Origin of the sequence: Pseudomonas sp. NIBRBAC000502773 (assembly GCF_006517195.1) — a bacterium.
Taxonomy (GTDB): Bacteria; Pseudomonadota; Gammaproteobacteria; order Pseudomonadales; family Pseudomonadaceae; genus Aquipseudomonas; species Aquipseudomonas marginalis.
Genome location: NZ_CP041189.1, coordinates 4641271 through 4666813 on the forward strand (window position 1 = coordinate 4641271; position 25543 = coordinate 4666813).

Annotated in this window: 26 protein-coding genes and 4 pseudogenes; 19 read left to right on the forward strand and 11 right to left on the reverse strand. The window is 58.6% G+C overall.

The window, feature by feature from the left end; genetic code table 11:
* Nucleotides 1–23 precede the first annotated feature (23 nt).
* The 3 genes from NIBR502773_RS21360 (at nucleotide 24) to NIBR502773_RS21370 (ending at nucleotide 3503) form a co-directional block, all read left to right on the forward strand.
* A complete protein-coding gene (locus tag NIBR502773_RS21360) occupies nucleotides 24–932 on the forward strand; it encodes an OmpA family protein (protein WP_065938697.1) in 909 nt (302 codons plus the stop codon).
* A 129-nt stretch (nucleotides 933–1061) separates the two neighbouring features.
* Complete coding sequence (locus NIBR502773_RS21365) at nucleotides 1062–2279, forward strand: argininosuccinate synthase (protein WP_012722490.1); 1218 nt, start codon at nucleotides 1062–1064, stop codon at nucleotides 2277–2279.
* 591 nt (nucleotides 2280–2870) lie between these two features.
* The gene (locus tag NIBR502773_RS21370) at nucleotides 2871–3503 is read left to right on the forward strand and encodes a response regulator transcription factor (RefSeq protein WP_027604587.1); all 633 of its coding nucleotides are present in this window, start codon (nucleotides 2871–2873) and stop codon (nucleotides 3501–3503) included.
* A gap of 84 nt (nucleotides 3504–3587) precedes the next feature.
* Here the strand turns inward: NIBR502773_RS21370 and NIBR502773_RS21375 are convergent, their stop codons facing one another.
* From NIBR502773_RS21375 to metG, 4 genes are all read right to left on the reverse strand, one after another.
* Nucleotides 3588–3770 carry a PA3496 family putative envelope integrity protein gene (locus NIBR502773_RS21375; RefSeq protein WP_027604586.1) on the reverse strand — a complete coding sequence of 61 codons (183 nt, stop codon included), beginning with the start codon at nucleotides 3768–3770 and terminating at the stop codon, nucleotides 3588–3590.
* A gap of 107 nt (nucleotides 3771–3877) precedes the next feature.
* Nucleotides 3878–4516: an endonuclease III gene (gene nth, locus NIBR502773_RS21380; RefSeq protein ID WP_027604585.1), complete on the reverse strand. Its 639-nt coding sequence runs from the start codon at nucleotides 4514–4516 to the stop codon at nucleotides 3878–3880.
* Nucleotides 4517–4598: 82 nt separating this feature from the next.
* Nucleotides 4599–5564, reverse strand: a complete 966-nt coding sequence (gene rsxB / locus NIBR502773_RS21385; protein WP_141156880.1) for an electron transport complex subunit RsxB — start codon at nucleotides 5562–5564, stop codon at nucleotides 4599–4601.
* 114 nt (nucleotides 5565–5678) lie between these two features.
* Nucleotides 5679–7730, reverse strand: coding sequence for a methionine--tRNA ligase (gene metG / locus NIBR502773_RS21390; RefSeq protein ID WP_141156881.1), 2052 nt, complete (start codon nucleotides 7728–7730; stop codon nucleotides 5679–5681).
* A gap of 172 nt (nucleotides 7731–7902) precedes the next feature.
* Between metG and apbC the strand changes: the two genes are divergently transcribed.
* Nucleotides 7903–8997 (forward strand): iron-sulfur cluster carrier protein ApbC, encoded by a 1095-nt coding sequence (apbC, locus tag NIBR502773_RS21395; RefSeq protein ID WP_141156882.1) that lies wholly within the window; start codon nucleotides 7903–7905, stop codon nucleotides 8995–8997.
* 498 nt (nucleotides 8998–9495) lie between these two features.
* On the opposite strand, the gene fdxA is transcribed toward apbC, so the two are convergent.
* The 4 genes from fdxA to NIBR502773_RS21420 all read right to left on the reverse strand — a co-directional run bounded on the left by fdxA (nucleotide 9496) and on the right by NIBR502773_RS21420 (nucleotide 13445).
* Nucleotides 9496–9819: a ferredoxin FdxA gene (gene fdxA / locus NIBR502773_RS21405; RefSeq protein ID WP_027604581.1), complete on the reverse strand. Its 324-nt coding sequence runs from the start codon at nucleotides 9817–9819 to the stop codon at nucleotides 9496–9498.
* Nucleotides 9820–9961: 142 nt separating this feature from the next.
* Nucleotides 9962–12553 carry a DNA mismatch repair protein MutS gene (gene mutS / locus NIBR502773_RS21410; protein WP_065926522.1) on the reverse strand — a complete coding sequence of 864 codons (2592 nt, stop codon included), beginning with the start codon at nucleotides 12551–12553 and terminating at the stop codon, nucleotides 9962–9964.
* Nucleotides 12554–12767: 214 nt separating this feature from the next.
* Entirely contained in the window at nucleotides 12768–13094 is a 327-nt protein-coding gene (locus NIBR502773_RS21415) for a DUF2388 domain-containing protein (protein WP_141156884.1), read from the reverse strand.
* A gap of 135 nt (nucleotides 13095–13229) precedes the next feature.
* A complete protein-coding gene (locus NIBR502773_RS21420) occupies nucleotides 13230–13445 on the reverse strand; it encodes a hypothetical protein (RefSeq protein ID WP_115485711.1) in 216 nt (71 codons plus the stop codon).
* 261 nt (nucleotides 13446–13706) lie between these two features.
* Between NIBR502773_RS21420 and NIBR502773_RS30640 the strand changes: the two genes are divergently transcribed.
* From NIBR502773_RS30640 to NIBR502773_RS21435, 4 genes are all read left to right on the forward strand, one after another.
* On the forward strand, nucleotides 13707–13859 hold the full coding sequence (locus NIBR502773_RS30640; protein WP_168209008.1) for a hypothetical protein: 153 nt from the start codon (nucleotides 13707–13709) through the stop codon (nucleotides 13857–13859).
* Between the two features lie 80 nt (nucleotides 13860–13939).
* Entirely contained in the window at nucleotides 13940–14683 is a 744-nt protein-coding gene (locus tag NIBR502773_RS21425) for an XRE family transcriptional regulator (RefSeq protein ID WP_169899530.1), read from the forward strand.
* Nucleotides 14684–15279: 596 nt separating this feature from the next.
* On the forward strand, nucleotides 15280–15624 hold the full coding sequence (locus NIBR502773_RS21430) for a phage holin family protein (protein WP_027604569.1): 345 nt from the start codon (nucleotides 15280–15282) through the stop codon (nucleotides 15622–15624).
* A 20-nt stretch (nucleotides 15625–15644) separates the two neighbouring features.
* Nucleotides 15645–16160 (forward strand): hypothetical protein, encoded by a 516-nt coding sequence (locus NIBR502773_RS21435; protein ID WP_141156885.1) that lies wholly within the window; start codon nucleotides 15645–15647, stop codon nucleotides 16158–16160.
* Nucleotides 16161–16178: 18 nt separating this feature from the next.
* Here NIBR502773_RS21435 and NIBR502773_RS30985 read toward each other — a convergent pair whose 3' ends face one another.
* A complete protein-coding gene (locus NIBR502773_RS30985) occupies nucleotides 16179–16325 on the reverse strand; it encodes a hypothetical protein (protein ID WP_227451278.1) in 147 nt (48 codons plus the stop codon).
* Here NIBR502773_RS30985 and NIBR502773_RS21440 point away from each other — a divergent pair.
* From NIBR502773_RS21440 to recX, 11 genes and pseudogenes are all read left to right on the forward strand, one after another.
* Nucleotides 16278–16773: pseudogene (locus tag NIBR502773_RS21440) on the forward strand (phage baseplate assembly protein V). The gene NIBR502773_RS30985 and the pseudogene NIBR502773_RS21440 sit on opposite strands and share 48 nt — an antisense overlap.
* Before the next feature lie 9 nt (nucleotides 16774–16782).
* Nucleotides 16783–17115 (forward strand): annotated as a pseudogene (locus NIBR502773_RS21445) (phage baseplate protein).
* Nucleotides 17112–17297: pseudogene (locus NIBR502773_RS21450) on the forward strand (baseplate J protein); the annotation flags it as partial. The pseudogenes NIBR502773_RS21445 and NIBR502773_RS21450, both read left to right, overlap by 4 nt.
* Nucleotides 17298–17662: 365 nt before the next feature.
* A complete protein-coding gene (locus NIBR502773_RS21455) occupies nucleotides 17663–17848 on the forward strand; it encodes a Com family DNA-binding transcriptional regulator (RefSeq protein ID WP_115485713.1) in 186 nt (61 codons plus the stop codon).
* A gap of 11 nt (nucleotides 17849–17859) precedes the next feature.
* Nucleotides 17860–18822, forward strand: coding sequence for a hypothetical protein (locus NIBR502773_RS21460; RefSeq protein WP_115485714.1), 963 nt, complete (start codon nucleotides 17860–17862; stop codon nucleotides 18820–18822).
* A 225-nt stretch (nucleotides 18823–19047) separates the two neighbouring features.
* Complete coding sequence (locus NIBR502773_RS21465; RefSeq protein ID WP_257228055.1) at nucleotides 19048–19983, forward strand: contractile injection system protein, VgrG/Pvc8 family; 936 nt, start codon at nucleotides 19048–19050, stop codon at nucleotides 19981–19983.
* Nucleotides 19984–20005: 22 nt separating this feature from the next.
* Nucleotides 20006–20563, forward strand: a complete 558-nt coding sequence (locus tag NIBR502773_RS21470) for a glycoside hydrolase family 19 protein (RefSeq protein ID WP_141156887.1) — start codon at nucleotides 20006–20008, stop codon at nucleotides 20561–20563.
* Nucleotides 20551–21050: pseudogene (locus tag NIBR502773_RS21475) on the forward strand (lysis system i-spanin subunit Rz). The gene NIBR502773_RS21470 and the pseudogene NIBR502773_RS21475 overlap by 13 nt, the downstream one beginning before the upstream one ends.
* Nucleotides 21051–21131: 81 nt before the next feature.
* Nucleotides 21132–21632: a CinA family protein gene (locus tag NIBR502773_RS21480; protein WP_027604550.1), complete on the forward strand. Its 501-nt coding sequence runs from the start codon at nucleotides 21132–21134 to the stop codon at nucleotides 21630–21632.
* 83 nt (nucleotides 21633–21715) lie between these two features.
* Complete coding sequence (recA, locus tag NIBR502773_RS21485) at nucleotides 21716–22774, forward strand: recombinase RecA (RefSeq protein WP_065926514.1); 1059 nt, start codon at nucleotides 21716–21718, stop codon at nucleotides 22772–22774.
* Between the two features lie 8 nt (nucleotides 22775–22782).
* Nucleotides 22783–23250, forward strand: a complete 468-nt coding sequence (recX, locus tag NIBR502773_RS21490) for a recombination regulator RecX (RefSeq protein WP_012722522.1) — start codon at nucleotides 22783–22785, stop codon at nucleotides 23248–23250.
* A 242-nt stretch (nucleotides 23251–23492) separates the two neighbouring features.
* Here the strand turns inward: recX and NIBR502773_RS21495 are convergent, their stop codons facing one another.
* Both NIBR502773_RS21495 and NIBR502773_RS21500 read right to left on the reverse strand, forming a co-directional pair.
* On the reverse strand, nucleotides 23493–24605 hold the full coding sequence (locus NIBR502773_RS21495; RefSeq protein ID WP_065926513.1) for a TIGR00730 family Rossman fold protein: 1113 nt from the start codon (nucleotides 24603–24605) through the stop codon (nucleotides 23493–23495).
* Between the two features lie 377 nt (nucleotides 24606–24982).
* Nucleotides 24983–25423 (reverse strand): PA3611 family quorum-sensing-regulated virulence factor, encoded by a 441-nt coding sequence (locus NIBR502773_RS21500; protein WP_027604548.1) that lies wholly within the window; start codon nucleotides 25421–25423, stop codon nucleotides 24983–24985.
* Nucleotides 25424–25543: the final 120 nt, after the last annotated feature.

A 25543-nucleotide genomic window follows, 5' to 3' on the forward strand; every position in this document is an offset into this window, starting at 1 on the left:
TGTAGAAACCAGTGGAGCCTCCCGTGCGCCAGCATTATCTAGCCCTGCTCAGTGTGTTCGCCAGCCTGCCTGCTATGGCCCTCACGTTCCAGACACGTCTGGAGAACATTGAGTGGAAGGTGGAGGGGGACAAGTTCGAGTGCCGCCTGACCCAACCGATCACCGACTTCGGTTCGGGTGAGTTCGTGCGCCGGGCCGGCGAGCAGGCGACGTTTCGTCTGAAAGCCTATAACGGGTCGCTGGGCGCAGGGTCGGCCACCTTATTGGCTGCCGCAGCCCCCTGGCAGCCCGGCCGGGGTGACATCAATCTCGGCGCCGTACGTGCCGGCAGCGGTGATGTGCTGTTCAACAGCTCTCAGGCCCAGGCCGGGCGTCTCTTCAACGGTTTGCTCGATGGACGCTCGCCCACTGTGCGGCACTATGGACGCGAGGGTGGCTATTCGGAGATTCGCCTGCTGCCGGTGAAATTCAACAAGGCCTACAGCGACTATCAGCTGTGCACGGCCAAGCTGCTGCCGATGAATTACGATCAGGTCAAGCAGACCGAAGTGGGCTTCCCCGGTGGCGGCATCGAGCTGGACGCTGCGGCAAAGCAGAAGCTGGCGGTGATTCTCGAATTCATGAAGGCGGACCCTACCGTCAACCATATCGAATTGAACGGCCACTCGGACAACAGCGGCAATCGCCTGAGCAACCGTGATGTTTCACGCCGTCGTGCGCTGGCGGTGATGGACTACTTCAAGGCCAACGGTATCCCGGAGTCCCAGATTACCCTGCGGTTCCATGGTGAAAGCTACCCCTTGGCGCCTAACACCACTGCCGCCAATCGGGCCCGTAACCGCCGTGTGAATATTCAGCTCGAACGCGTGGCTGCCCCTGAGAAACCGGCCCCCCAGGCCACGGGTCCGAGCAACCCGGCACACACCTCCTGACGTGCGACCATCGGTCGCTCGTTCGACATAATCTGTCGCTTTATCTTCATTTGCTGTCGCGCCCCTGTAAATTCACGGTTTTGATCGGTAGAATCGACGCCTTTCCGTACAACCCCGTGGAGTGATGGCATGGCCGACGTAAACAAGGTCGTTCTCGCGTATTCCGGCGGCCTGGACACTTCGGTGATCCTCAAGTGGCTGCAGGATACTTATAACTGTGAAGTGGTGACCTTCACCGCTGACCTGGGTCAGGGCGAAGAGGTCGAACCTGCACGTGCCAAGGCGCAAGCCATGGGCGTGAAAGAGATCTACATTGACGACCTGCGCGAAGAGTTCGTCCGCGATTTCGTCTTCCCGATGTTTCGCGCCAACACTGTCTACGAAGGCGAGTACCTGCTGGGTACTTCCATCGCACGTCCGCTGATCGCCAAGCGCCTGATCGAAATCGCCAACGAAACCGGCGCTGATGCCATTTCCCATGGCGCTACCGGCAAGGGCAACGACCAGGTGCGTTTCGAACTGGGTGCCTACGCGCTCAAGCCTGGTGTGAAAGTGATTGCCCCGTGGCGTGAATGGGACCTGCTGTCCCGTGAAAAGCTGATGGATTACGCTGAAAAGCACGCGATCCCGATCGAGCGTCATGGCAAGAAGAAGTCCCCGTACTCGATGGACGCCAACCTGCTGCACATCTCCTATGAAGGCGGCGTGCTGGAAGACACCTGGACCGAGCACGAAGAAGACATGTGGAAATGGACCGTCTCCCCGGAGAACGCTCCAGACAAGCCGCAGTACCTGGAACTGACCTACCGTAATGGCGACATCGTCGCGCTGGACGGCGTGGAAATGACCCCGGCCACCGTATTGGCGACCTTGAACCGTATCGGTGGCGAGCACGGTATCGGCCGCCTCGACATCGTCGAGAACCGCTATGTGGGCATGAAGTCCCGTGGCTGCTACGAAACCCCGGGCGGCACTATCATGCTGCGTGCTCACCGCGCCATCGAGTCCATCACCCTGGACCGTGAAGTGGCTCACCTCAAAGACGAGTTGATGCCCAAGTACGCCAGCCTGATCTATACCGGCTACTGGTGGAGCCCTGAGCGTCTGATGCTGCAACAGATGATCGACGCCTCCCAGGCCCACGTGAACGGTGTTGTGCGTCTGAAATTGTACAAGGGCAATGTGATTGTTACTGGCCGCAAGTCCGATGACTCGCTGTTCGACGCCAACATCGCCACCTTCGAAGAAGATGGCGGCGCCTACAACCAGGCCGACGCAGCGGGCTTTATCAAGTTGAATGCATTGCGCATGCGCATTGCTGCCAACAAAGGTCGCTCGTTGTTCTGAGTGTTTAGCTCGTTGTAAAAAATGGCCCCTTTTTCAAGGGGCCATTTTTTTGGCCTGGTATTTTGATTAAGTCCACGCTGTTTAAACTTGTTTAATTGGTGATCCAACTATTGGATTGCTGGTTTTTTTTGCCGGGCGAATGATTTTTTATCATTTATGTAGGAACCAGTCTTACAGATAATTCACTCATATAGGTGCGAGGAGTACGTAAGAAGTAAAAAATACTGTAGGAAATATGGAAGTAAATAAATATGTTGAATGGAACTGAAACTACCGATTTTTCTCTGCCAGCTCCGGTACCTGCAGTCGGCGGGCAAGGGGCATTTCCTGATAGTGGTGTGCGGCACGTTTACCTTATCCCCTGGGGGGCTTGGAAATTTCACTCAAAATATGTGATGCCCCGGAAAGTTCTGAAAGGCTCCATAAAACTGGAAACATCTGAATCGGTGTTTTTTTGTAGGGAATTTCCTTTATCGCTGTGGGGTGGGTCTCTGCTTGCTGTTGCTCGGGGGGGAGCGCTATGCCAACTATGAAACGACTAGGCTATTGTGTTTGCTCTAAATAATTCGAACAGCGAAATTGGACTTTCTCATGAATAAAGTGCTGATCGTAGATGATCATCCCGTCATTCGTCTTGCTGTGCGTATGCTAATGGAACGTCATGGTTATGAGGTCGTTGCCGAGACCAATAACGGTGTCGATGCATTGCAACTTGCGCGGGAGCATATGCCGGATATTGTCATACTGGATATTGGGATTCCCAAGCTCGATGGCCTGGAAGTTATTTGCCGGCTTTCGTCCACCAAACAGGCTGTACCGTTCAAGGTCCTGGTGCTCACCTCCCAGGCCCCCGGTCACTTTTCCATGCGTTGTATGCAGGCGGGCGCTGCGGGCTATGTGTGCAAGCAACAGGACCTGACCGAGTTGCTGAGTGCGATCAAGGCGGTGTTGTCGGGCTACAGCTATTTTCCAAACCAGGCACTCAACTCGGTACGCTCCACCATGGGTAATGCCAGTGAGGCCGATATGGTCGAGCGTCTGTCCGGCCGGGAAATGATGGTGTTGCAGCAATTGGCTCGGGGCAGAACCAACAAGGAAATCGCCGACGGGATGTTTCTCAGCAACAAGACCGTCAGTACCTACAAGACTCGTCTGCTGCTCAAGCTCAATGCCCGCTCTCTCGTGGACCTGATCGAACTGGCCCAGCGTAACGGCTTGGTATAGGTGAGGGCATAGCACTGCATACAGGCCGCGTAACCGGCAGAAAAAAGCCTCCGTCAGGGAGGCTTCCGGCCGTCGACCGCTTGATCAGAGGTCGAAGTCGTAGTCGGCCAGTTGTTTTTGCAAGCGTCGTTCTTCCAGAAGGTTGTCGATAGTACGGCGTTTGCTCAGATTGGTCTTGGCGACCTCTGCCACAGGTGCTTCCACGCCATCGTCCTCCGATTCAACGAGGTCGTCTTCCACATCCAACTGTTCTTTGTCAGTGCTCATAACGTTAACTCCGGAGTAAGACTGCCGTTGGCGCTCCTTATAACGATAATCCATGAATGGGTAAAAAAGATTTTTTCAATCGACTGATCGAGAAAACCAATGAACCCTCAATCGTCCGACGTCTTGTCCTTGTATTCGCACAGGTCTTCAATGCGGCAGCTGCCGCAGCGCGGCTTGCGGGCCTGGCAAACATAGCGTCCGTGCAGGATCAGCCAATGGTGGGAGTCAAGCAGGTATGGCTTGGGCACGAACTTCATGAGCTGCTTTTCCACTTCGACCACGTTCTTGCCGCGTGCTATGCCGGTTCGATTACTAACCCGAAAAATATGGGTGTCCACGGCCATGGTGAGTTGCCTGAATGCGGTGTTGAGCACCACGTTGGCGGTTTTACGGCCCACCCCCGGCAGGGCTTCCAGCGCTTCGCGGGTTTCTGGCACTTCGCTATTGTGCCGTTCTATCAGCAAGCGGCAGGTCTCGATGACATTCTTGGCTTTGCTGTTGTACAGGCCGATGGTCTTGATGTACTCCGACAACCCGTCCACACCCAGGGCATAAATCGCCTCTGGCGTGTTTGCCACGGGATACAGCCTGGCCGTGGCCTTGTTGACGCCGACGTCCGTGGATTGGGCCGACAGGATCACGGCAATCAGTAACTCGAACGGCGAGGAGTAGGCCAGTTCGGTCTTGGGTTCCGGATTGTCTTCGTGAAGCCTGCGGAAAATTTCCAGGCGTTTTGCGGCGTTCATGGGGCGGAAGGTTCCTTTCGGGCAGTCAGCGTAGTTTCGAATAGTGGGTCCAGGCCTGAAGCCCTGCAAGCAGGATTATCGGTCATGTACCAAGGGTGGCTACTTGTCGCTGCGCATCATCGAGCTTGTGTTGCGCGTCGGCCAATTGTTGCGGATCAGCCTGTTGGTCCAGGGCTTTCTTCAACTCGGCACGACGCATCGCCAATTGGATTTTGGCGCGCTTGAGGTCGGCGTTGTTGACGGCGGCAGGCAGCGGTGTTGGCGCGGCGTGATTCTGGTCCAGTGCTGCCAATGCTTGCTCCGCTGCCTCGAACTGCTGTTGCAGGGCGATCAGTTGGGATTGTTGTTCAAAGGTCGGCGGGTGCCCGAAAGCCTTCAAGGATTTGTGCAATTGGGCTCGGCTCATGGCCACATTGATCTTGGCTTTTTTTACCTCCGCATCCTGGGCGGCCCGCGCTGCGTCAAGTTGCAAAGGGGGAGTTGGTGCTGAACGCTGAGGCCGCGCCACACGCTGGGCAATCCTGTGCTCTTCTTCCCGTTGCAGTCGCGCATTGCGTTGTTCAAAGCGTTGCCGGGCACGATCGCGCTTGAAATCTCGTTCACGGCGTTCGTTTTCGTTCGCTGCCAGGCCGCCGACGATCGGCAGCCCTGTGACCAGTGGGCGCAACTCAATGCAGTCGACGGGGCAGGGCGCGACGCACAGGTCGCAACCCGTGCACTCATCGACGATGACGGTGTGCATCAACTTGGCGGCGCCGACAATTGCGTCCACCGGGCAGGCCTGAATGCATTTGGTGCAGCCGATGCACTCGGCCTCGCGAATGTAGGCCACCTGGGCAGGAGCTTCCCCGCGGCTGGTGTCCAGTTCCAGAATGGGGACTCGCAGTAATCGCGCAAGGCCAGTGATTGTCTCCTGTCCTCCAGGCGGGCATTTGTTGATTGCCTCACCCCGGGCGATACCCTCGGCGTAAGGCTTGCAGCCCGGGTGCCCGCACTTGCCGCAGTGTGTCTGCGGTAGCAGCGCGTCGATACGTTGAATCAGATTCATGGAGTGGTCATTGGCGTGCCGGTTGGACAAACAGGGTTTGATTATCCGGCAAGCGAGAAAGGGGGACTAGTTGAAAAGCCCCGTCGCGGAAACGACGGGGCTGTTTTGCAGCGCTTACTTGATACGTTGACCCGGCTTGGCGCCGCTGTCCGGGCTCAGCAGATAGATTTCTTCACCGCCGGGACCGGCCGCCATCACCATGCCTTCGGAGATACCGAACTTCATTTTCCGCGGCTTGAGGTTAGCAATCATCATGGTCAGGCGACCATTGAGCTTGGACGGGTCCGGATAGGCGCTCTTGATTCCGGAGAACACGTTGCGTTGTTCGTCACCAATATCCAGGGTCAGGCGCAGCAGTTTGTCAGCCCCTTCCACGGCTTCGGCCTTGATGATCAGCGCCACGCGCAGGTCCACGGCAGCAAAGGCGTCAAAGTCGATTTCCGGGGAAAGCGGGTCCTTGGCCAGCTCGCCGTTACCGGCTGGTTTCGATTCGCCGGTATCGGTCTGGCTGGCGGCCAGGTCTTCTTTCGAGGCGTCGGTCATGGCCTGGACCTTGACGGGGTCGATCCGGGTCATCAGAGGCTTGAATTCATTCAACTGATGGTTGCTGAGCAGCGTGGTGTGGTCGTTCCAGGTGAGTGGAGCGACATTGAGGAACGCCTCGGCGTCGGCGGCCAGCAATGGCAGCACGGGCTTGAGGAAGATCACCAACTGGCGGAACAGGTTGACGCCGGTGGCGCAGATCGCCTGGACCTCAGCCTGCTTGCCTTCCTGCTTGTTCAACGACCAGGGCGCCTTGTCGGCGATCCAGGCGTTGGCGCGGTCGGCCAGGCCCATGATCTCGCGCATGGCGCGGGCAAAGTCGCGGGCTTCATAGGCGTCGGCGATGCTTGGTGCGGCAGCCAGGAACGCGTCGGTCAGTTCCGGTGCGGCGTTCTCGGCCACCAGCAGGCCGGCGTTGCCCTTGTGGATAAAACCGGCGCAGCGGCTGGCGATGTTGACCACCTTGCCGACCAGGTCCGAGTTGACCTTCTGGACGAAGTCTTCCAGGTTCAGGTCCAGGTCGTCGACGCCACGGCCCAGCTTGGAGGCGTAGTAGTAGCGCAGGTATTCCGGCGACAGGTGGTCCAGGTAGGTGCGTGCCTTGATAAAGGTGCCACGGGACTTGGACATCTTCTGGCCGTTGACCGTCAGGTAGCCGTGTACGGCGATGCCGGTTGGCTTGCGGTAGCCCGAACCTTCGAGCATCGCTGGCCAGAACAGGGCGTGGAAGTTGACGATGTCCTTGCCGATGAAGTGGTACAGCTCGGCGGTGGAGTCCTTGCCCCAGAACGCATCGAAGTCCAGCTCCGGCGTACGGTCGCAGAGGTTCTTGAAGCTGGCCATGTAGCCGATCGGCGCGTCCAGCCACACATAGAAGTATTTGCCGGGCTCGCCTGGGATCTCGAAGCCGAAGTACGGCGCATCGCGGGAGATGTCCCACTGTTGCAGGCCTGCATCCAGCCATTCGGCGATCTTGTTGGCCACGGCGTCCTGCAGGGTGCCGCTGCGCGTCCAGGTTTGCAGCATCTGCTGGAAATCCGGAAGCTTGAAGAAGAAATGCTGGGAATCCTTGAGTACCGGGATGGCGCCGGAGATCGCCGAGCGTGGGTTCTTCAGGTCAGTCGGTGCGTAGGTGGCACCGCACTTCTCGCAGTTGTCGCCGTACTGGTCTTCAGTGCCGCATTTCGGGCAGGTGCCCTTGATGAAGCGGTCGGCCAGGAACATTTTCTTTTCCGGGTCGAAATACTGCGTGATCGAGCGCGTGGCAATGTGCCCGGCGTCCTTCAAGCGCAGGTAGATCTGGCTCGACAGCTCGCGGTTTTCGGCGGAGTGGGTCGAGTGGAAGTTGTCGAAGTCCACCAGGAACTCGGCAAAGTCGGCGCTGTGTTCAGCCTGCACATTGGCGATCAGTTGTTCCGGGGTGATGCCTTCCTTTTCGGCGCGCAGCATGATGGCCGAACCGTGGGCGTCGTCCGCGCAGACATAGATGCATTGATTGCCGCGATGCTTCTGGAAGCGCACCCACATATCGGTCTGGATGTACTCAAGCATATGGCCAAGATGGATGGAACCATTGGCATAGGGCAGGGCGCTGGTGACGAGGATCTTGCGTGGCTCGGACATGGGGCTCGGCTACTTGATGAAACGGAGGTCGGCCACTATAAAGCGCCAGGAAATTTATTTCACCCCGTGGTGCTGTTTCAGAATCTTCCGCACCTGCGAAAGCATGCCGTAACGCGGCTGGAACGGTTAGGATAGCCGCCTGTTTCAGTCAGTCTTTTTTCGGGAGTTGCCCATGAGCGCCGTCAATCGCGCAGCGGTGGAAGCCGTTCTTCGCCAGTACACCGACCCCTATTTGAACCAGGATCCGGTCAGCGCCGGCTGTGTACGCGCCATCGAGGTCCAGGGTGACCAGGTCTCGGTCCAACTGGAGCTGGGTTATGCCGCCGGCCTGTTCAAGAGCGGTTGGGCGCAGATGCTGCAAATGGCCATCGAGGGCCTCGACGGCGTGCGTGCCGCCAAGGTCGACATCCAGTGCGTGATCGCCCCGCACAAGGCCCAGGCGCAGATCCCGGGCCTGGCCAACGTCAAGAACGTGGTGGCAGTCGCTTCCGGCAAGGGCGGCGTGGGCAAATCCACAACAGCAGCCAACCTGGCCCTGGCCCTGGCCCGTGAAGGCGCGCGCGTGGGTATTCTCGACGCCGATATCTACGGCCCGAGCCAGGGCGTGATGTTCGGTATCGCCGAAGGCACGCGGCCGAAGATCAAGGACCAGAAGTGGTTCGTGCCGATCGAGTCCATGGGCGTGGAGGTCATGTCCATGGCGTTCCTGACCGATGACAACACGCCGATGGTGTGGCGCGGGCCGATGGTGTCCGGCGCGTTGCTGCAGTTGGTCACCCAGACTGCCTGGGGCGACCTGGATTACCTGGTGATCGACATGCCGCCAGGCACCGGCGATATCCAGCTGACCCTGGCACAGAAAGTCCCGGTGGCGGGTTCGGTGATCGTGACCACGCCCCAGGACCTGGCCTTGCTGGACGCCAGGAAGGGCGTGGAGATGTTCCGCAAGGTCAACATTCCAGTGTTGGGTGTGGTGGAAAACATGGCGGTGCACATCTGCTCCAACTGCGGCCACGCAGAGCATCTGTTTGGTGAAGGCGGTGGCGAGAAGCTGGCGACCCAGTACGGCGTTGAACTACTGGCTTCGTTGCCATTGTCGATGGGCATTCGTGAACAGGCCGACGGCGGCAAGCCCACGGTAGCGGCAGAGCCCGATGGCCAGATCGCCATGATCTATCAGGAATTGGCTCGTCATGTGGGGGCCCGGATCGTCCTGCAGGAAGCGGCGGCCCCGGCAATGCCGACCATTACGGTCAGCGACGACTGACCTCGCTGAAGGACAAGAAGCCTCGACGTTGTCGGGGCTTTTTCTTGTCTGGAGATCGGTTAATGGGGTTCTTTTACGCTTTTACGCAATGGCGCGCGTAAGCATTCACTTACTTTCTCGTAAGTGTTTGGTTTTTTTGTTAGGTGTGTGCGTCTCGAATCTTTGAAGGAGTTTTCTATCTGTTTGAAAGATAACAATTAATTATCTTTGTCTGGGGGATGGAGCCTGTCAGTGCCCGGTTTGGATCCCGTTGAACTTCCCTTGGAACTCTCTAACATCAGCCCTGTGTCCACGGATTGACACAGCCATCAAGGAACGATGGTTGAAGGAACGTCGCAGGATGCGATTCATCAGGATGATGAAAAGGAACACAGGGACTAGGGAAAAAATGTGGGCGGGTCATACCGCCCCTTTTTTCGTCTATAGAAAAGTGAATGCGTTCCCCGGAACGCAAAAAAGGCCCTTGAAGGGCCTTTTTTTTGTTGGGCAACGGCGCTTTTAGCGCTCTAGTTGCTCAATCTTGTTGGGTTTGCCATCCCATTCGGCGGCATCCGGCAACGAATCTTTCTTCTCGGTGATGTTTGGCCAGATTTCAGCCAATTCAACGTTCAACTGAATGAACTGTTCCATGCCCGCCGGGACTTCGTCCTCGGAGAAAATGGCGACGGCCGGGCATTCAGGTTCACACAGGGCGCAGTCAATGCACTCGTCCGGGTGGATGACCAGGAAGTTCGGGCCTTCGTAGAAGCAGTCCACCGGACACACTTCTACGCAGTCGGTGTACTTGCACTTGATGCAGTTGTCGGTGACGACGAAGGTCATTTCTAATTCTCTCCTCAGGCGGCGGCAGCGAAACCCTTTGTGGTAGGGCTCGCGAGGTTCGGGAGCGATAGTCTGCAGGCCAGGCTAAGAGCCAGCAGCATCCCAAACCGCGCGAGAGTCTATCAGCTTGCAAGCGTGAGCGTTATATCCGAGTCTTCAGTGCATATAACATTTCCAGCGCTTTTCGCGGCGTCAAGTCGTCCAGGTCAAGTTTTGCCAACTCATCCAGCACCGGATGGGGCAGGCTGGCGAACATATCGCTCTGATGCGGCGCAGCAGGTTTGCGGCTGGCCTTGGCAGGGCTGGCCACCACGGTTTCATGGGGCAAGGCCGTGGTTTCCAGGCGGCTGAGGTGTTCGCGGGCACGGGTGATCACGTCGTTCGGCACGCCGGCCAATTGCGCCACGGCCAGCCCGTAACTCTGGCTGGCCGGCCCTGGCAGCACGTGGTGCAGGAACACGATGCGCTCGTTGTGCTCGGTGGCATTCAGATGCACGTTGGCCACCAGCGGCTCGCTTTCCGGCAGCACCGTCAGTTCGAAGTAGTGGGTGGCAAACAGTGTATAGGCACGCAGGTGCGCCAACCGTTCGGCCGCCGCCCACGCCAGGGACAGGCCGTCAAACGTACTGGTGCCGCGACCCACTTCGTCCATCAGCACCAGGCTGCGCTCGGTGGCGTTGTGCAGGATATTGGCGGTCTCGCTCATTTCCACCATAAAGGTCGAACGGCCACCGGCCAGGTCATCGCTGGAGCCGATCCGGGTGAAGATGCGATCCACCAGAGACAGCTCGCAACTGGCTGCCGGCACAAAACTGCCGATATGCGCCAGCAGTACGATCAACGCGGTTTGACGCATATAGGTGGATTTACCACCCATGTTCGGCCCCGTAATCACCAACATGCGCGTATCGTCGTCCAGCGACAGGTCGTTGGCGACGAACGGCGTGGTCAGCACCTGCTCCACCACCGGGTGACGTCCCTGCACGATGCGCATGCACGGCTCGCTGACAAACCGTGGGCAGTTCAGATCAAGATTCAGCGCCCGTTCGGCGAGGTTGCTCAGCACATCCAGCTCCGCCAGGGCGGCGGCGGTGTCCTGCAGCGGCGCCAACTGGCTGATCAAGTCTTCCAGCAACGCCTCGTAGAGCATCTTTTCCCGGGCCAAGGCACGGCTCTTGGCCGACAGCGCCTTGTCTTCAAACTCCTTCAGCTCCGGGGTGATAAAACGCTCGGCACCTTTGAGTGTCTGGCGGCGTTGATAGTCGATGGGCGCCGACTCGGCCTGCTTGCTCGGCAACTCGATAAAGTAGCCATGCACGCGGTTGTAGCCCACTTTCAGGTTGGCCAGGCCGGTGCGGGCTTTCTCGCGGGCTTCCAGGTCGATCAGGAACTGCCCGGCGTTTTCGCTCAGGGACTGCAGTTCGTCCAGTTCGCTGTCGTAGCCGGTCTTGAGTACACCGCCGTCACGGATGATCGCCGGCGGGTTGTCGATAATGGCCTTTTCCAGCAGCGCGGCCAGTTCCGGGTAGGTACCGGCCGTTACGGCGAGTTGTTGCAGGTGCGGCGTGTCCAGTTCGGTCATCGCCACTTGCAGTTGCGGCAGGGCGCTGAGGGCATCGCGCAGACGCGCCAGGTCACGGGGCCGCGCATTGCGCAGGCCGATCCGCGCCAAGATGCGCTCGATGTCGCCGATCTCCTTCAACTGCGGCTGCAGCTTTTCAAAGCGATAGCCGTCCAGCAGGCAGGTAATCGACGTCTGGCGCGCCTGCAGCACCGTCAAATCCCGCAACGGACGGTTCAACCAGCGGGTCAACAGACGGCTGCCCATGGCGGTTTGGCAGCGGTCGACCACCGATTGCAGGGTGTTATCGCGCCCGCCGGACAGGTTGGTGTCCAGTTCCAGGTTGCGACGGCTCGCGCCATCGAGCACCACGGTGTCGTCCAGGCGCTCGTGGCGCAGGCTGCGCAGGTGCGGCAGGGCGGTGCGCTGGGTTTCCTTGGCGTAGCTGAGCAGGCAACCCGCAGCGCCGATGGCCAGGGTCAGGGTTTCGCAACCGAAGCCTTTAAGGTCCTGCACCGAGAACTGCTGGCATAGACTTTTCAGTGCCGAGTCACGCTCGAAATCCCACGGCGCACGACGCTTGGTCCCACGGCGTTTTTCCGCTGGCAGGTCTTTGGGCCAATCATCCGGGATCAACAGCTCCACCGGGTTGATGCGCTCCAGCTCCGCCAGCAGGTTTTCCCAGCCCTTGATCTCCAGCACGCTGAAATTGCCGCTGGTGATGTCCAGTACCGAAAGCCCGAACAAGCGCTCATCGCCCAGCACCGCGGCGATCAGGTTATCGCGACGCTCATCCAGCAGCGCCTCATCGCTCACCGTCCCCGGGGTAATAATGCGCACCACCTGTCGTTCCACCGGGCCCTTGCTGGTGGCCGGATCGCCGATCTGCTCGCAGATCACCACCGATTCGCCCAGCTTCACCAGCTTGACCAGGTAACCCTCCAGCGAGTGATAAGGGATCCCGCACATCGGAATCGACTGCCCCGCCGACTGCCCGCGCGCGGTCAAGGTGATGTCCAGCAACTTGGCGGCCTTCTTCGCGTCTTCATAGAAGATCTCGTAGAAGTCGCCCATGCGATAGAACATCAACTGATCAGGGTGCTGGTTTTTCAGGCGCCAGTACTGCTGCATCATCGGGGTGTGAGAGGACAGATCGGACGTGTTTTTACTCATTGGATAATAGGCAAATTCGTTGAAAGGAGTGGGGCAAAGGGGGGGCGCTCGGCCCTGCTGATTTTGCAATGGCTGCAAGGTTAACACGCGAGGTCGGCCCTTCGCAGGTCGCAAACGGATAGGTAAAACGCAAAGTGGGATGGCGCATTTGTTTAAATGCGCAAGGCTTCTGCAGGGACGTGTCGCTGTTGGCACGCAGCCGAAAATGCCTCCCTCAGTACGATGAGGCGATCGCCTTGGCCAGTTGCATATCGGACATAAGAGGCGAGGCGTAGGTCGCGCGATAGTACCGAGATGCCTGTTCGAACACAGCACCGCGGATCTCGCCGTCCGAACCGATAAAGGCCAGGGCATCGGTTTTGGACGATGTGAAAAGCTTTGGCGCATCGGTCGTGAGAGCGGTGGTTCCCGCAACCAGGATGGTGGGCACGAACGTCGTATACATCAGCGCTTTATCGAAAGGGTTGGCGTTTTCTGCGGCCACTGCTGGGGCGCCGATCAATACCATGGCAGCGATTGCCAGAGTCTTCCATGAGTCCATTCTTCGAAGCTTCCATTTCTATAAGAGGGGGGCACGATAGCAGAGCTGGTCACTTTGCAGATATAAGGCGCCGTCGGCACTGGGGCGGGTTGCCATGCTTGACGGGGTGGTTTTTAACGCTGTGCTCTCGACTCATCAGTTCGCCCCATAGAAATGGTTCAGCGCTATCAATTCAATCACCGCGACGAAACAGCACAGCACAATGAACCCGGGGCTGAAGACCCGCTTGCGATTAGAGCCCCCGCCGCCCAGCGAGCTGAAGTCTGCGCCGTCGGAGATCAACATTAGGAGCGCCAGCACGGCGTATATCCACGCCTTGCCCCAGAAGCTCTGATTTCTCCATTCGGTCATTCGTGGTCTTCCGCATACCGCTTTAAATTGAGGTGAATGGGCGTTGGCGGCAAGGTTAGCACGCAAGGTTGGGGGCTTCGCAGGTCATGAACGGATAGGTAGAACGTAAATAAAAGTGCGGGCGACCCTTTTTGTCCCTTAGCCCATCCTGATCAACGCTTCATTGCGTTGCACTGAGTGCGCAAATCGCTATTGCTGATGTTTTCGCAGCTGGAGCCACTTTGCTGGGCGTTGCAGTAGGCTCGTTGGTCAGAGTCGCTGATGCTGGTGCAACTTGCCGCAAAGATGTACCCACTGAACATCAACAAAATGGCAAGCACGAGTTTCATTGCTTTCTTCCTTGGCTCGCCAGGAATCAGCCTGGCGCTGTTTGAGCGCACCGCATCAAGTACCGCGGTGATCATGCCAAATTGATATTATTTTGCCCGGAAGTTCCGCTGATGTGCATGGAATATGCAAATTAGCATTTGCCAACCCCAAAAACTCCCGTCACTATCGCCGCTATGCAAAAACGCAACGTTTCTATCGTCTTAAGAGAACTGCTGGACCGCGACCGGATCTCCCCCACGGAGCTTCACCGGCGTACTGGCGTGCCTCAATCCACGTTGTCCCGGATTCTCAGCGGCAAGATTGTTGATCCGTCGGATAAACACATCTCGCGCATCGCCGAGTACTTCCGCGTCAGCACCGATCAACTGCGCGGGCGCGCGGCGGTGGGGGCTTTGCGCGATGACGGGCGCGACCCGATGCATTCGGAACTCAAGGATATAAGCCTGTGGGACGATGACACGCCCGTTAATGATGACGAGGTGTCGATCCCCTTTCTGCGCGAGGTTGAATTGGCTGCTGGATCAGGAAGATTCGTCATCGAGGAAAGCGAGAAGGCCAGCCTGCGTTTTGGAAAGCGCAGCCTGCGGCATAACGGTGTGCAGTTCGACCAGGCCAAGTGTGTGACGGTGCGCGGCAACAGTATGTTGCCGGTACTGCGCGACGGCGCGACGGTCGGCGTGAATGCTGGCAAAAGTGGCATCGGCGACATCGTCGATGGCGACTTGTATGCCATCAATCACAATGGCCAGCTGCGGGTTAAACAGCTCTATCGCCTGCCTTCCGGGATTCGCCTGCGCAGTTTCAATCGCGATGAACACCCGGATGAAGACTACAGCTTCCAGGATATCCAGGATGAGCAGATCAGCATCCTCGGTCATGTGTTCTGGTGGGGGATGTACGCCCGTTAACCTCCTTGCGTAAGAGGGAGCCCGCCATCGAGCGGGCTTTTTTTCGCCCGTGGAAAATCGCCCAACCATTTACCCGAAAGGCCTGAAATGCATCAGTGCATTAGCAAGGTGAAAATAAATGCATTTACGCATTGACTGTATATGCATACATGCATATTCTTCATCCCAAGCCAGCCAATAAGGTCTGGTGGAGGCGGCAAGGATGCTGCCAAGGAAGACAAGGAAGGCACGCAACATCGGCAAGGACGCCATCAGAGCGATGGCAGGGACGCCAGGCAACACCGGCAAGGATGCCGACGCTCTTTAGTGACACCGCTTCAGCAACAGGCAGCGATGAACCGGCCTTGACGGTTCAGAGGGTTGGCAACTGACCCGGGTGTGCAGCGTAAAGCACCAGAAGCAGTTATCCGGCAGACAGGGATCGTGGTCGGAAAAACATCGAGGAAAGATCCGTACCGCGCCAGTAGCGCCGAAAGATCGAAGCTGGACCGCATTACTGAAAAGCCTGGGCAACCGGGCTTTTTGGAATGCCTACCTATACATGGATTTACCCAAAAGCCGGTGCTTACCGGCATTGCTCAGCCAGGAGGCGTGACATGACAAACGAGCAGCAAGCGTTAGCGGAAATGCCTATCTGGCTGGTGATCGCATTGGCGCTGATTGGCGGTGTATCCGGCGAAATGTGGCGCGCCGACAAGGAGGGCGCCCGCGGTTGGTCGCTGGTCCGGCGCCTGGCCCTGCGGTCCGGGGCGTGCATGGTCTGCGGGGTTTCGGCATTGATGCTGTGTTACGCCGCCGGCATGTCGATCTGGACCGCCGGCGCCATTGGTTGCCTGACGGCCATGGCCGGCGCGGACGTCGCCATCGGCCTTTATGAACGCTGGGCGGCCAAGCGCATCGGGGTCAACGAAGCGCCGACATCCCGCTCGGATCAGCAGTAACTGCTGCAAGGACGCAACTGATGACACTTATCGAAAAACCCTCCCAACTGCCTGTAGCAATTGAGGAGGCGCTGAAGCGTACCTTCCCACAACTACAGGTAGGCAATCACCAGGACGTTGCCGGCGCCGGGGATCACACCGGCGTGCTGATCAGCGTGGAACGCAACGGCCCCGGCGTTCGTTCCCGTGAAGGGCGCAAGGCACATGCCTTGTCGGTATCACTCAGGGTTACGGTCGCCAGCGCGGCGGCACCTTTTGACGCGTGCGACCTGGCCAGCCAATTGATGGACCTGGCCCTGGATAACCGCTGGGGCCTGCCGTCGGACCAGTGCGATTTACCCACGGCCGTCGTTGCGGCGCCCTCTGGACTCGCCAGCGCCGAAACGGACTACGACACCTGGATCGTTTCCTTCACCCAAACCCTTTATCTCGGCCCGTCGTTGCTCGAAGACCCCACCGGCACACCGCTGTTTGCCCGCGCTTGGGAAGTCTCGGACATCGACGATCCGGATCAATATCGGCCCCTGCAGGAGTAGGTCATGTTCGACGCATTGTTACGCATGCAACTGGGGCCGATTGTCGAGCGCCTGGCGGAAATGGAAGCCCAGCTCGAAGACCTGTATCGCCGCGCGGACAGTTTCTGCCGCATTGGCGTGTGCCAGGAGGTCGACGCTGCCAGCAATACCTGCAAGGTCAGCCATGGTGAGTTGCTTACCCCGGCGATTCGGTTCTTCAACCCCAGCGCCGGTGCGCAGACCGAAACCCATTCCATCGGTGGGCGAACAATGCCTGCTGCTCAACTATGGCGGCGGGGAAGGGGGCGCGCAGTCGGTGGCGCTGTTCGGGCTGAACAGCAGCCTGTTTCCACCGGTGTCCAGCGTGGCCTCGCTGATCCGGCGGCGCCATCAGGATGGCACCCAAAGCGACTACGACGATGCCAGCCATACCTTCAACTGGATTAACGGCCCAACCACGTTCAGCGGATCCCGCGAACAGGTCGACGTCAAGGTCGGTGCTGCCAGCCTGACCCTGAGCGCCCAGGGCATCACCCTGCAACTCGGTGCCACCGGCCTTTCGCTGGATGCTGCCGGCGTGCATTTGAGCGGCCCGGTGGCGGATCACCAGGGGCGCGTGATCAGCCGCGCATAAGGAGTTGCCATGATCGGAATCGATAGGAACACCGGGGCAGCCGTGGATGACTGGCTGCAATTCGTACAGCGTGCCACCCGAGCGCTGACCACCCCCTTGGGCACTCGCTAGAAGCGCCCGTTGTACGGCTCGATGATCCCGCAACTGTTTGGCCAGAACCTTGGCGACGACCTGTTGATCCTCGCCCAAAGCCACGCCGCGCAAGCGTTCTACAACCGCCAGAACGGCATTGCCGACTTCCAGCCCCAGGTCATCGTCGCCACCCGCCAGGGCGCCGGGTTATTGCTGCGTTTTGCCGGCACCTGGAAAAACCGCCAACAATCCTTCGAGGTCGTGACATGAGCATGCTGATCCCAGGCCAGAACCAACTGGCGGAGCCGGCGATTATCGCGGTCGATGAGTTCGAACCGCTGCTGGCGGAGTTCAAGGCGTTTGTTGTCGACTACGTCGCCGCCCGTGCGCCGCAAAGCGCGGCCAGACTCAAGGTCAGCCTCGACAACGAAAGCGAGCTGCTGACCCAAGCGGCCGCGCAACAACTGCTGCAAACCTACGCCGACTCCTGCCCTTGCTTGGACGGCCGCGTGAACCCAAGTTGAATCGACTATGCGTTCCACAGCGCCGGTGCGCGCAACTGCAGATACTCGAGCCCTTGAGGCCGATCATGATGATTCACAAAAAACGGCCATTGTGTCGGATTTTTTGTGCCCGGAAGAAAGCAAAAAGCCCCGACAAGTTCAGGGCTTTTTGTTGGGGTCGAAAAAAGAGAGGGCGACTCCAGAGGGTGCTGTAACACCCTCAGGAGACGCCAGATCGCAGATGTAGCCAGCCAGGGCCCTCACTGCTCGCGCGAGCGGGAGGGGGCCTAGCAGATAAATAAACGGACTTGCAGATGTTGAAAGAATTCAGATGCGGTAACTGCAAAAGACTTCTCGCCCGTACGGGTGGGTTTACAGAGCTCCAGATCAAATGTTCCCGATGCGGGACGCTGAATCATGTGAAGGCCGCGAGCCTCGAGCAATCGCCCATGAGCGCCATACGCCCAATACAGAGGCCTGAACTTAAATCAGCTAAGTAACGGAGTTTAAAATGGAAAGCGCAAACTCGGCGTCTCAAACCTTGCAAGATCTTTGGACTCAAGTACAACCGGTGGATAACACCGGCATGCTTAGGCGCGTAGTTTTTGCGCAAGGCAAGTTCTATGCGGCTGGTGGCAACGGTCTTCCCACAACCACTCAGCTTGTCAGCGGAGACGCAACTGGTACAGCGTGGACCAAGCTTAAGGGCGTCGTCACCTCTGATAGCGGAAAGGTCCTCAACGACCTGTACTGGAACGGTCTTGGGACACAGCTTCAAGCCCTTTCTCAATCCGGCAATGTGGTCTACGGCAGCACAGCACGCCCTGAAAGGGCTTGGACAGACATTACGGCAACTGCTCGCGCGTCCGGAGACTTGCAAGGCATCGTGTATTATCAGCCAATTTCCGGCATTGACACGACCTGGATACTGGTTGGGTCTAACGGTAAAGTCTTTTCCCGTTATGGCGATTGGTCAGGCCAGGTGGAGCGCACTACGACCTTCAACTCTAGCGAGACTGTGTACTGCGTCAACGTCATTGGCGTTTTTGTGTTGGTTGCGGGATCGAATGGGAAGCTGCTTAGCGCTGTGAAGATGGCGACGGAAAATCCGCAATCATTTGCGACCAGAACCAGCACCTTCGGCACTAGCACCATCCTTTCCATGAAGCTTTGCAACGGGAAAATGTTTATCGTTGGTGCGGATGGCAAGATGGCATATTCATCCGATGGGCTTACCTGGACTGCTGTTGAAGATACCAGTTTCGGTGGAACCATCATCCGCGACATTGCTTACGGTAATGGCAAGTATGTAGCTGTCGGCGACGGCGGCAAGACAGCCGTTTCCGAGGATGGGATCGGCTGGGTTCAGCAAGCCAACACTTTCGCAGGAACCGATATCCGGAGCGTCGCCTACGGCAACGGCAATTTTGTAGCTGTTGGTGCAGGCGGCAAGATTGCTTACTGGACTCCATGATCTTCTATCTCCTTGCGTAATAGAGCCCAGCCGTCGCGCTGGGCTTTTTCATTTCTGATTCAGGCTCGCCACAGCCAGGGTTGCCCTTCGGGGGATGCCTGGACGCGGATAAGCCGGTAGTGCAGCGCTACGGAAAAATACCGGCAGCCCGCGCGTGCTGTTAACACCTGACTTCCTATTTGGATCACCGCTCCCCGCCAAGGCGCACCGAATCATTTTTACTGCGTGCGCCTCATCGACGCCGCGTGCATTGAGACCGACCGGCTGGAGCTGACCCTGAATATCGAGGGCCTGGACGGCCTACCCACGCTGAACGGCAAGATCGGCTTGCGTGCCGGTTACCTGGAGTCGGGGTTGGTGGAAAAGGGCGAGTTTGTCGTCACCCAACGCACACCGGTGCTGTTTCCCATGCGCTTGATGATCGTGGCCACCGCAGCGCCCTTCAGCGTGGTCGATGCAACGGGTTACCGCCAGCGTCGATCCGCCAGTTACGGTCCGACCACCCTGGGCGCGCTGTTTCGCCAACTGGTCAGTCGTCACGGCTATTCACCGCGAGTGGCGCCGGCGCTGGAGGGGATTGCGATCGCGCACATTGACCAGTCCAACGAAAGTGATATGGCGTTCATTTCGCGCCTTGCCCGACTTTATAGTGCAGTCACCAAACCGTTCAACGAACTCTATGTATTGGCCGAAGCCGGCCAAGCCAAATCGCTCTCCGGCCAGCTGTTGCCGGAAGTGAAGCTGTCCGTGACGGATGACAATCGCCCCGGTGAACAAAGCTTTATCACCGCCAAGCTCGACGAAAAATCCCGCTCGAAATACGAAGGCTGCCGTGCCAGTTGGTGGGATGTCTCCGCCGGCAAGCAGCGCGTCGTCCAGGTGGGGAACGCGCCGTTCAAAACCTTGCGCCAACGCTATCAGAACGAAGCCGAGGCCCGCGCCGTTGCCGAAGGCGAGCTACGCCGTGTGGGGCGTGAAAATTTGAAGTTGCTGATCGATTGCCCGGGCAATCCATTGTTGGCAGCGGAAGGCCTGTTAGTGCTGGATGAGAGCTGGCCATCCTATATGCAGGGGCGCTGGTCGATAAAGCAGGTGGTTCATGTCGGCGATCCGGTGGCGGGATACCGCAGTTCGATCACGGCCGGTGGGTTGTCGATATAGCTACTTTTCGAGAGTAAAACCAATGGTGATAACACTCCCCCAACTGCTTGGCGTTATGCCGGATGCCCGCCTTAGAGCGGGCGTTTTTTTAATGCCCTTGAATGCGGCGTTCGTTCGCTTCGAGATTAACCGTGCCAAGCGCATAGCCGCCTTCCTCGCCCAGATCGGCCACGAATCCAGTGAGCTGCGTTACGTGCGCGAACTGGGCAACGATCACTACCTGGGCAAATACGACACCGGCAGCCTGGCCGCACGCCTGGGCAATAGCCTCGAAGCGGATGGCGACGGCCAGTTGTATCGCGGCCGAGGACTGATCCAGATCACCGGTCGGCGCAATTACCTGGCATGCAGCCAGGCGCTGTTTGGTGATGACCGTCTGTTACGGGAGCCGATGTTGCTGGAGCAACCGCAATGGGCGGTTGAGTCGGCCGCCTGGTTCTGGCAGGTCAATGGCCTGAATGAGCTGGCCGACAAGGACCAGTTCACCAGCATTACACGGCGCATCAATGGCGGGCTGAATGGGCTGGAGGATCGCTTGCGGCTGTGGGCGCGGGCGAAGGCGGTGTTATGCGTTTCCTAGGGACCTACCAACTGATCGGTGCTTGCCTGTTGGTGGCGGTGACCTGGCAGGTCCAGGCCTGGCGCTTGGGGGACAGCTTGAGCGCCAGGCTTCTGCCCATGCACAGGCGTTCAGCCAGCAACGCCAGGCGGCCTTGCATCAACAACAGGTTGAACAAGATAAACGGATGGCCCTGGAGCAACAGCTCAGTGCCAGCGACCAACACCATGCTCGGGAGTTGAGCGATGCCCAACATAACCAGGCTGCTCTGCGCGACCGTCTGGCCACTGCTGATGTGCGGTTGTCAGTCCTTCTCGACGCCACCGAAGCCGCCGATGGCTGCGCAGTGCCAAGTACCACCACCACCGGCGGCCTGGTTCATGCAGCCGCACGAGCCCGACTTGACCCGGCGCATGCTCAGCGAATTATCGGCATCACCGATGCCGGCGACCAAGGACTGATCGCCTTGCGCGCTTGCCAGGCGTATGTGCGCGCTGTCGCCCGCTGATCTCTTGTTCCAGTCTGTCGCTTGCACGAGCGATTTGCTCCTGTAGGGTAGGCAAACCCCCGCCCACTTCTGGAGACCGTCGTGAAGGAAATCACTCAACTTGCCGCTGACCTGGGCCGCCGCCTGCAGGTGCTCAATGCCCACGTCACCACGGCCGAATCCTGTACCGGTGGCGGTATCGCCGAGGCCATTACGCGGATCCCGGGGAGTTCGGCCTGGTTCGAGGCGGGGTATGTCACCTATTCCAATCGGCAGAAGACCCGGCAGTTGAATGTGCCGGAAACCTTGTTTCCAAAGGTTGGGGCGGTCAGCCAGGAAGTGGTGGAGGCCATGGTGCGCGGCGCCCAGGAGAAAAGCCTGGCGCGCTTTGCCGTGGCGGTCAGCGGTGTGGCGGGGCCCGATGGTGGTTCGGTGGACAAGCCGGTGGGCACCGTGTGGCTGGCCTTTGGCGTTGGCGAGGAGGTCACGGCCGAGCTTCAGCACTTCCCCGGCAACCGCGATGAGGTCCGCCGACAAACGGTGAAGGCCGCGCTGGAGGGCTTGTTGCGACGAGCTGCAGCAGAAATAGAAAATCAGGGGTAGGCGATCTCCGATCTTTGTGGAACAATACTGTCTACTTATACAGGTGTTGGCCGTCAGGCCTTATTGATTACGTGAGGACTTTAATGGACGACAACAAGAAGAAAGCCTTGGCTGCGGCCCTGGGTCAGATCGAACGTCAATTCGGCAAGGGTGCCGTAATGCGTATGGGCGATCACGACCGTCAGGCGATCCCGGCTATTTCCACTGGCTCTCTGGGTCTGGACATCGCGCTCGGCATTGGCGGCCTGCCAAAAGGCCGTATCGTTGAAATCTACGGTCCTGAATCTTCCGGTAAAACCACCCTGACCCTGTCGGTGATTGCCCAGGCGCAAAAAATGGGCGCTACGTGCGCATTCGTCGACGCCGAGCACGCCCTGGATCCTGAATACGCCGGCAAGCTGGGCGTCAACGTTGACGACCTGCTGGTGTCCCAGCCGGACACCGGTGAGCAAGCCCTGGAAATCACCGACATGCTGGTGCGCTCCAACGCCATCGACGTGATCGTGGTCGACTCCGTGGCAGCTCTGGTACCCAAGGCTGAAATCGAAGGTGAAATGGGCGACATGCATGTGGGCCTGCAAGCCCGCCTGATGTCCCAGGCGCTGCGTAAAATCACCGGTAACATCAAGAACGCCAACTGCCTGGTGATCTTCATCAACCAGATCCGCATGAAGATCGGCGTGATGTTCGGCAGCCCGGAAACCACCACCGGTGGTAACGCGTTGAAGTTCTACGCGTCGGTTCGCCTGGACATCCGCCGTACTGGCGCGGTGAAAGAAGGTGACGAGGTGGTCGGTAGCGAAACCCGCGTCAAGGTCGTGAAAAACAAAGTGGCTCCGCCTTTCCGCCAGGCTGAATTCCAGATTCTCTACGGCAAGGGTATCTACCTGAACGGCGAGATGATCGACCTGGGCGTGCTGCACGGCTTCGTTGAAAAATCCGGTGCCTGGTATGCCTACAATGGCAGCAAGATCGGTCAGGGCAAGGCCAACTCGGCCAAGTTCCTGGCGGACAACCCGGATATCGCTGCCACGCTTGAGAAGCAGATCCGCGACAAACTGCTGACCCCAACACCAGACGTGAAAGCTGCCGCCAACCGCGAGCCGGTTGAAGAAGTAGAAGAAGCCGACACTGACATCTGAAGTAAACGATGACCGTTGTACTGGATACACTCGTCGCCGTTCGGCGCACCGCAATGGACCTGCTCGCTCGCCGCGAGCATGGTCGAGTCGAGCTGACGCGTAAACTGCGTCAGCGCGGCGCGGAACCTGAGATGATCGAAACCGCCCTTGACCGGTTGACGGAAGAGGGGCTGCTTTCTGAATCCCGTTATCTCGAAAGTTTTGTCTCCTACCGAGCCCGTTCCGGCTATGGCCCGGCGCGTATTCGCGAAGAGCTGAGCCAGCGCGGTTTACAGCGAGCCGATATCGACCTTGCCTTGCGTGAGTGCGGTATCAGTTGGCAGGCACAACTGGAAGACACCTGGCGCCGCAAATTCTCGGGTCATCTCCCCATTGATGCCAGGGAACGCGCCAAGCAGGGGCGCTTCTTAAGTTATCGCGGTTTTTCGATGGAAATGATCAGCCGCTTATTAAGTGGCCGAGACATGGATGACTGAACACCTTGTTGTGCGGTGAACGGCCTTGTTGTGTGGTGAATAGGCTTGTTGTGGTGAATGGGCTTGTTGTGGTGAGCGGGCTTGTTTGTGGTGAGCGGGCTTGCCCCGCGCTGGGCTGCGAAGCAGCCCCAATGGCCTCACCTTCGATCTAAACCTGAAACACCAAACCTGAAGCCCCCAAAAAAGGCCCGCTATGAAAATAGCGGGCCTTTTTGCGTTTCTGGATTCTGCATTTCTGGATTTCACGCCGGCTGCGGCGCTACCCGCTGTTGCGTCTTCCCCTGAGCCTGCGCCCAGTTCTCCGGCAAGTTGATGTAATCCACCAGCTCCCGCAACCGGCCCTGGTCGCGGCCATTGAAGTTGAACACCAACCGCGTCAAATGGCTGAACTTCGGCTCATCATGCTCCTCGCCCGTATAGGCAAGCTGCTGGAATTCTCCGCTCAATCGCAGGCTGGCAAATTCACTCTGCAAATGAGCCAGAGCTCGATCGCTGAGCGGGTGGTTCATGCGCACCACAAACTCACGTTTCAACCAGCGCGTGGAATGGAAGTTGGCATAGAACTGATTGATCTCTTCCACTGCCTCTTCAGCGCTGTACACCAGGCGTACCAGCTTGAGGTCGGTGGGCAGGATGTAGCGATTGGCTTCCAGCTGGCTACGGATAAAGTCCAGGGCGCCTTGCCAGAAACCGCCACCCGGCGCATCCAGCAACACTACCGGCACCAGCGGGCTTTTGCCGGTCTGGATCAGGGTCAATACTTCCAGGGCTTCATCCAGGGTGCCGAAACCACCGGGGCACAACACCAGCGCATCGGCTTCCTTGACGAAGAACAGTTTGCGGGTAAAGAAGAAGTGGAAGGACAGCAGGTTCTCGGTGCCATCGATGGTCGGGTTGGCATGCTGTTCGAACGGCAGGGTGATATTGAATCCCAGGCTGTGTTCCAGGCCTGCCCCTTCATGGGCCGCCGCCATGATCCCACCGCCGCCGCCGGTGATTACCATCAGGTCCGAACGGGCCAGTGCGGCACCCACCTCGCGGGCCAAGGCGTACAGAGGGCTTTCCACCGGGGTGCGTGCAGAGCCGAACACCGTGACCTTGCGGCGCCCCTTGAACTGTTCGAGTACGCGGAAGGCGTGGTCCAGTTCGCGAATGGCTTGCAAGGTGATCTTGGCGTTCCAGCGGTTGCGGTCGTCCTGGGCCATGCGCAGCACGGTCAGGATCATGTCGCGATACAGGGGGATATTCGGGCTGTTGGGGGCGATCTGCTGGAGCTGAGCTTCAACCTGTTGCGTAAGGTCGGCCCCGTTTTCTTCAAAATGCCGGAGCAGGCGGTCATTCGGTTCGTAAGGCATTCAACTTCTCCTTCTTCACAGAGGCTGGGCCAGCGGCGAGAGATTCGTCCGGGGGCCACGACACTGCATGTGTCGCTGCATACCAAGGCATTGCACGTGTTCGCCAGGCAGCAAACGGGCTCTGTATATTCCTTGTGATTTAAAAAACCTTTGCACTGCATGACGCAGGAGGGCAACCCTCTTTTGCCCTGGAAATGTTACAGAACGGTGTGGAAGCCGTGATGAACGGGCGGTCGGGATGACTTGATCATGGGCCGAAAAACCCTTGGCTGGCAACCGCTTATTGGTCACTCGACAGGGAGTTCAGCTGAACTGCAGGGAAACGGAGCAGGGGCGTGCGCGCTACTGAGCAGCAGCGCGCGAAGGGCAAGCGAGGTTTACTTTTTCTTCTTGGCGGCAGCCGGTGCCGGGCAATCCGCTTCCACGAATTTCACCGATGCCACAGGGCGGTTGGTCTTGTTCTCGGTGATTTCATAGCGCATCACTGCGCCCTTGGCCATCAGCTCGCGATAACCTTTGTTCAGGCACACGCTTTGCCCCAGCTGGAAGTACACCGCCTTGGGGTTGGCGCGCATCTGTTCGGCGCGATCAGGCAATACGCTGAGGTGATCGATCAGTTGCATGCCCTCAACGGTGTAGGCCACTTCCAGGGTTTTTTCGTCGATTTCCCGGGGCAGGTCCTTGTTGCTTTCAGTCGCGACGCTTTGCAGCTTCCGGTTCATTTGGGCCTCCAGCAGCGAGGCCGCCTGGGCGCCCACGGGCAGTACCAGCGCAAGTGCGATGGATGGGGCGGCAAGACGCAGCATGGAACGCAGCATGAAACTCTCCTGATTCGGTTACTGGTGCATAGACCAGCCACTGCGCTGTGCGTTCAGTGGCGCGCAATTATAGGTGACCCCTTGCCACTACAGCCAGGCGTATCGCTGGTAAACTGCGGT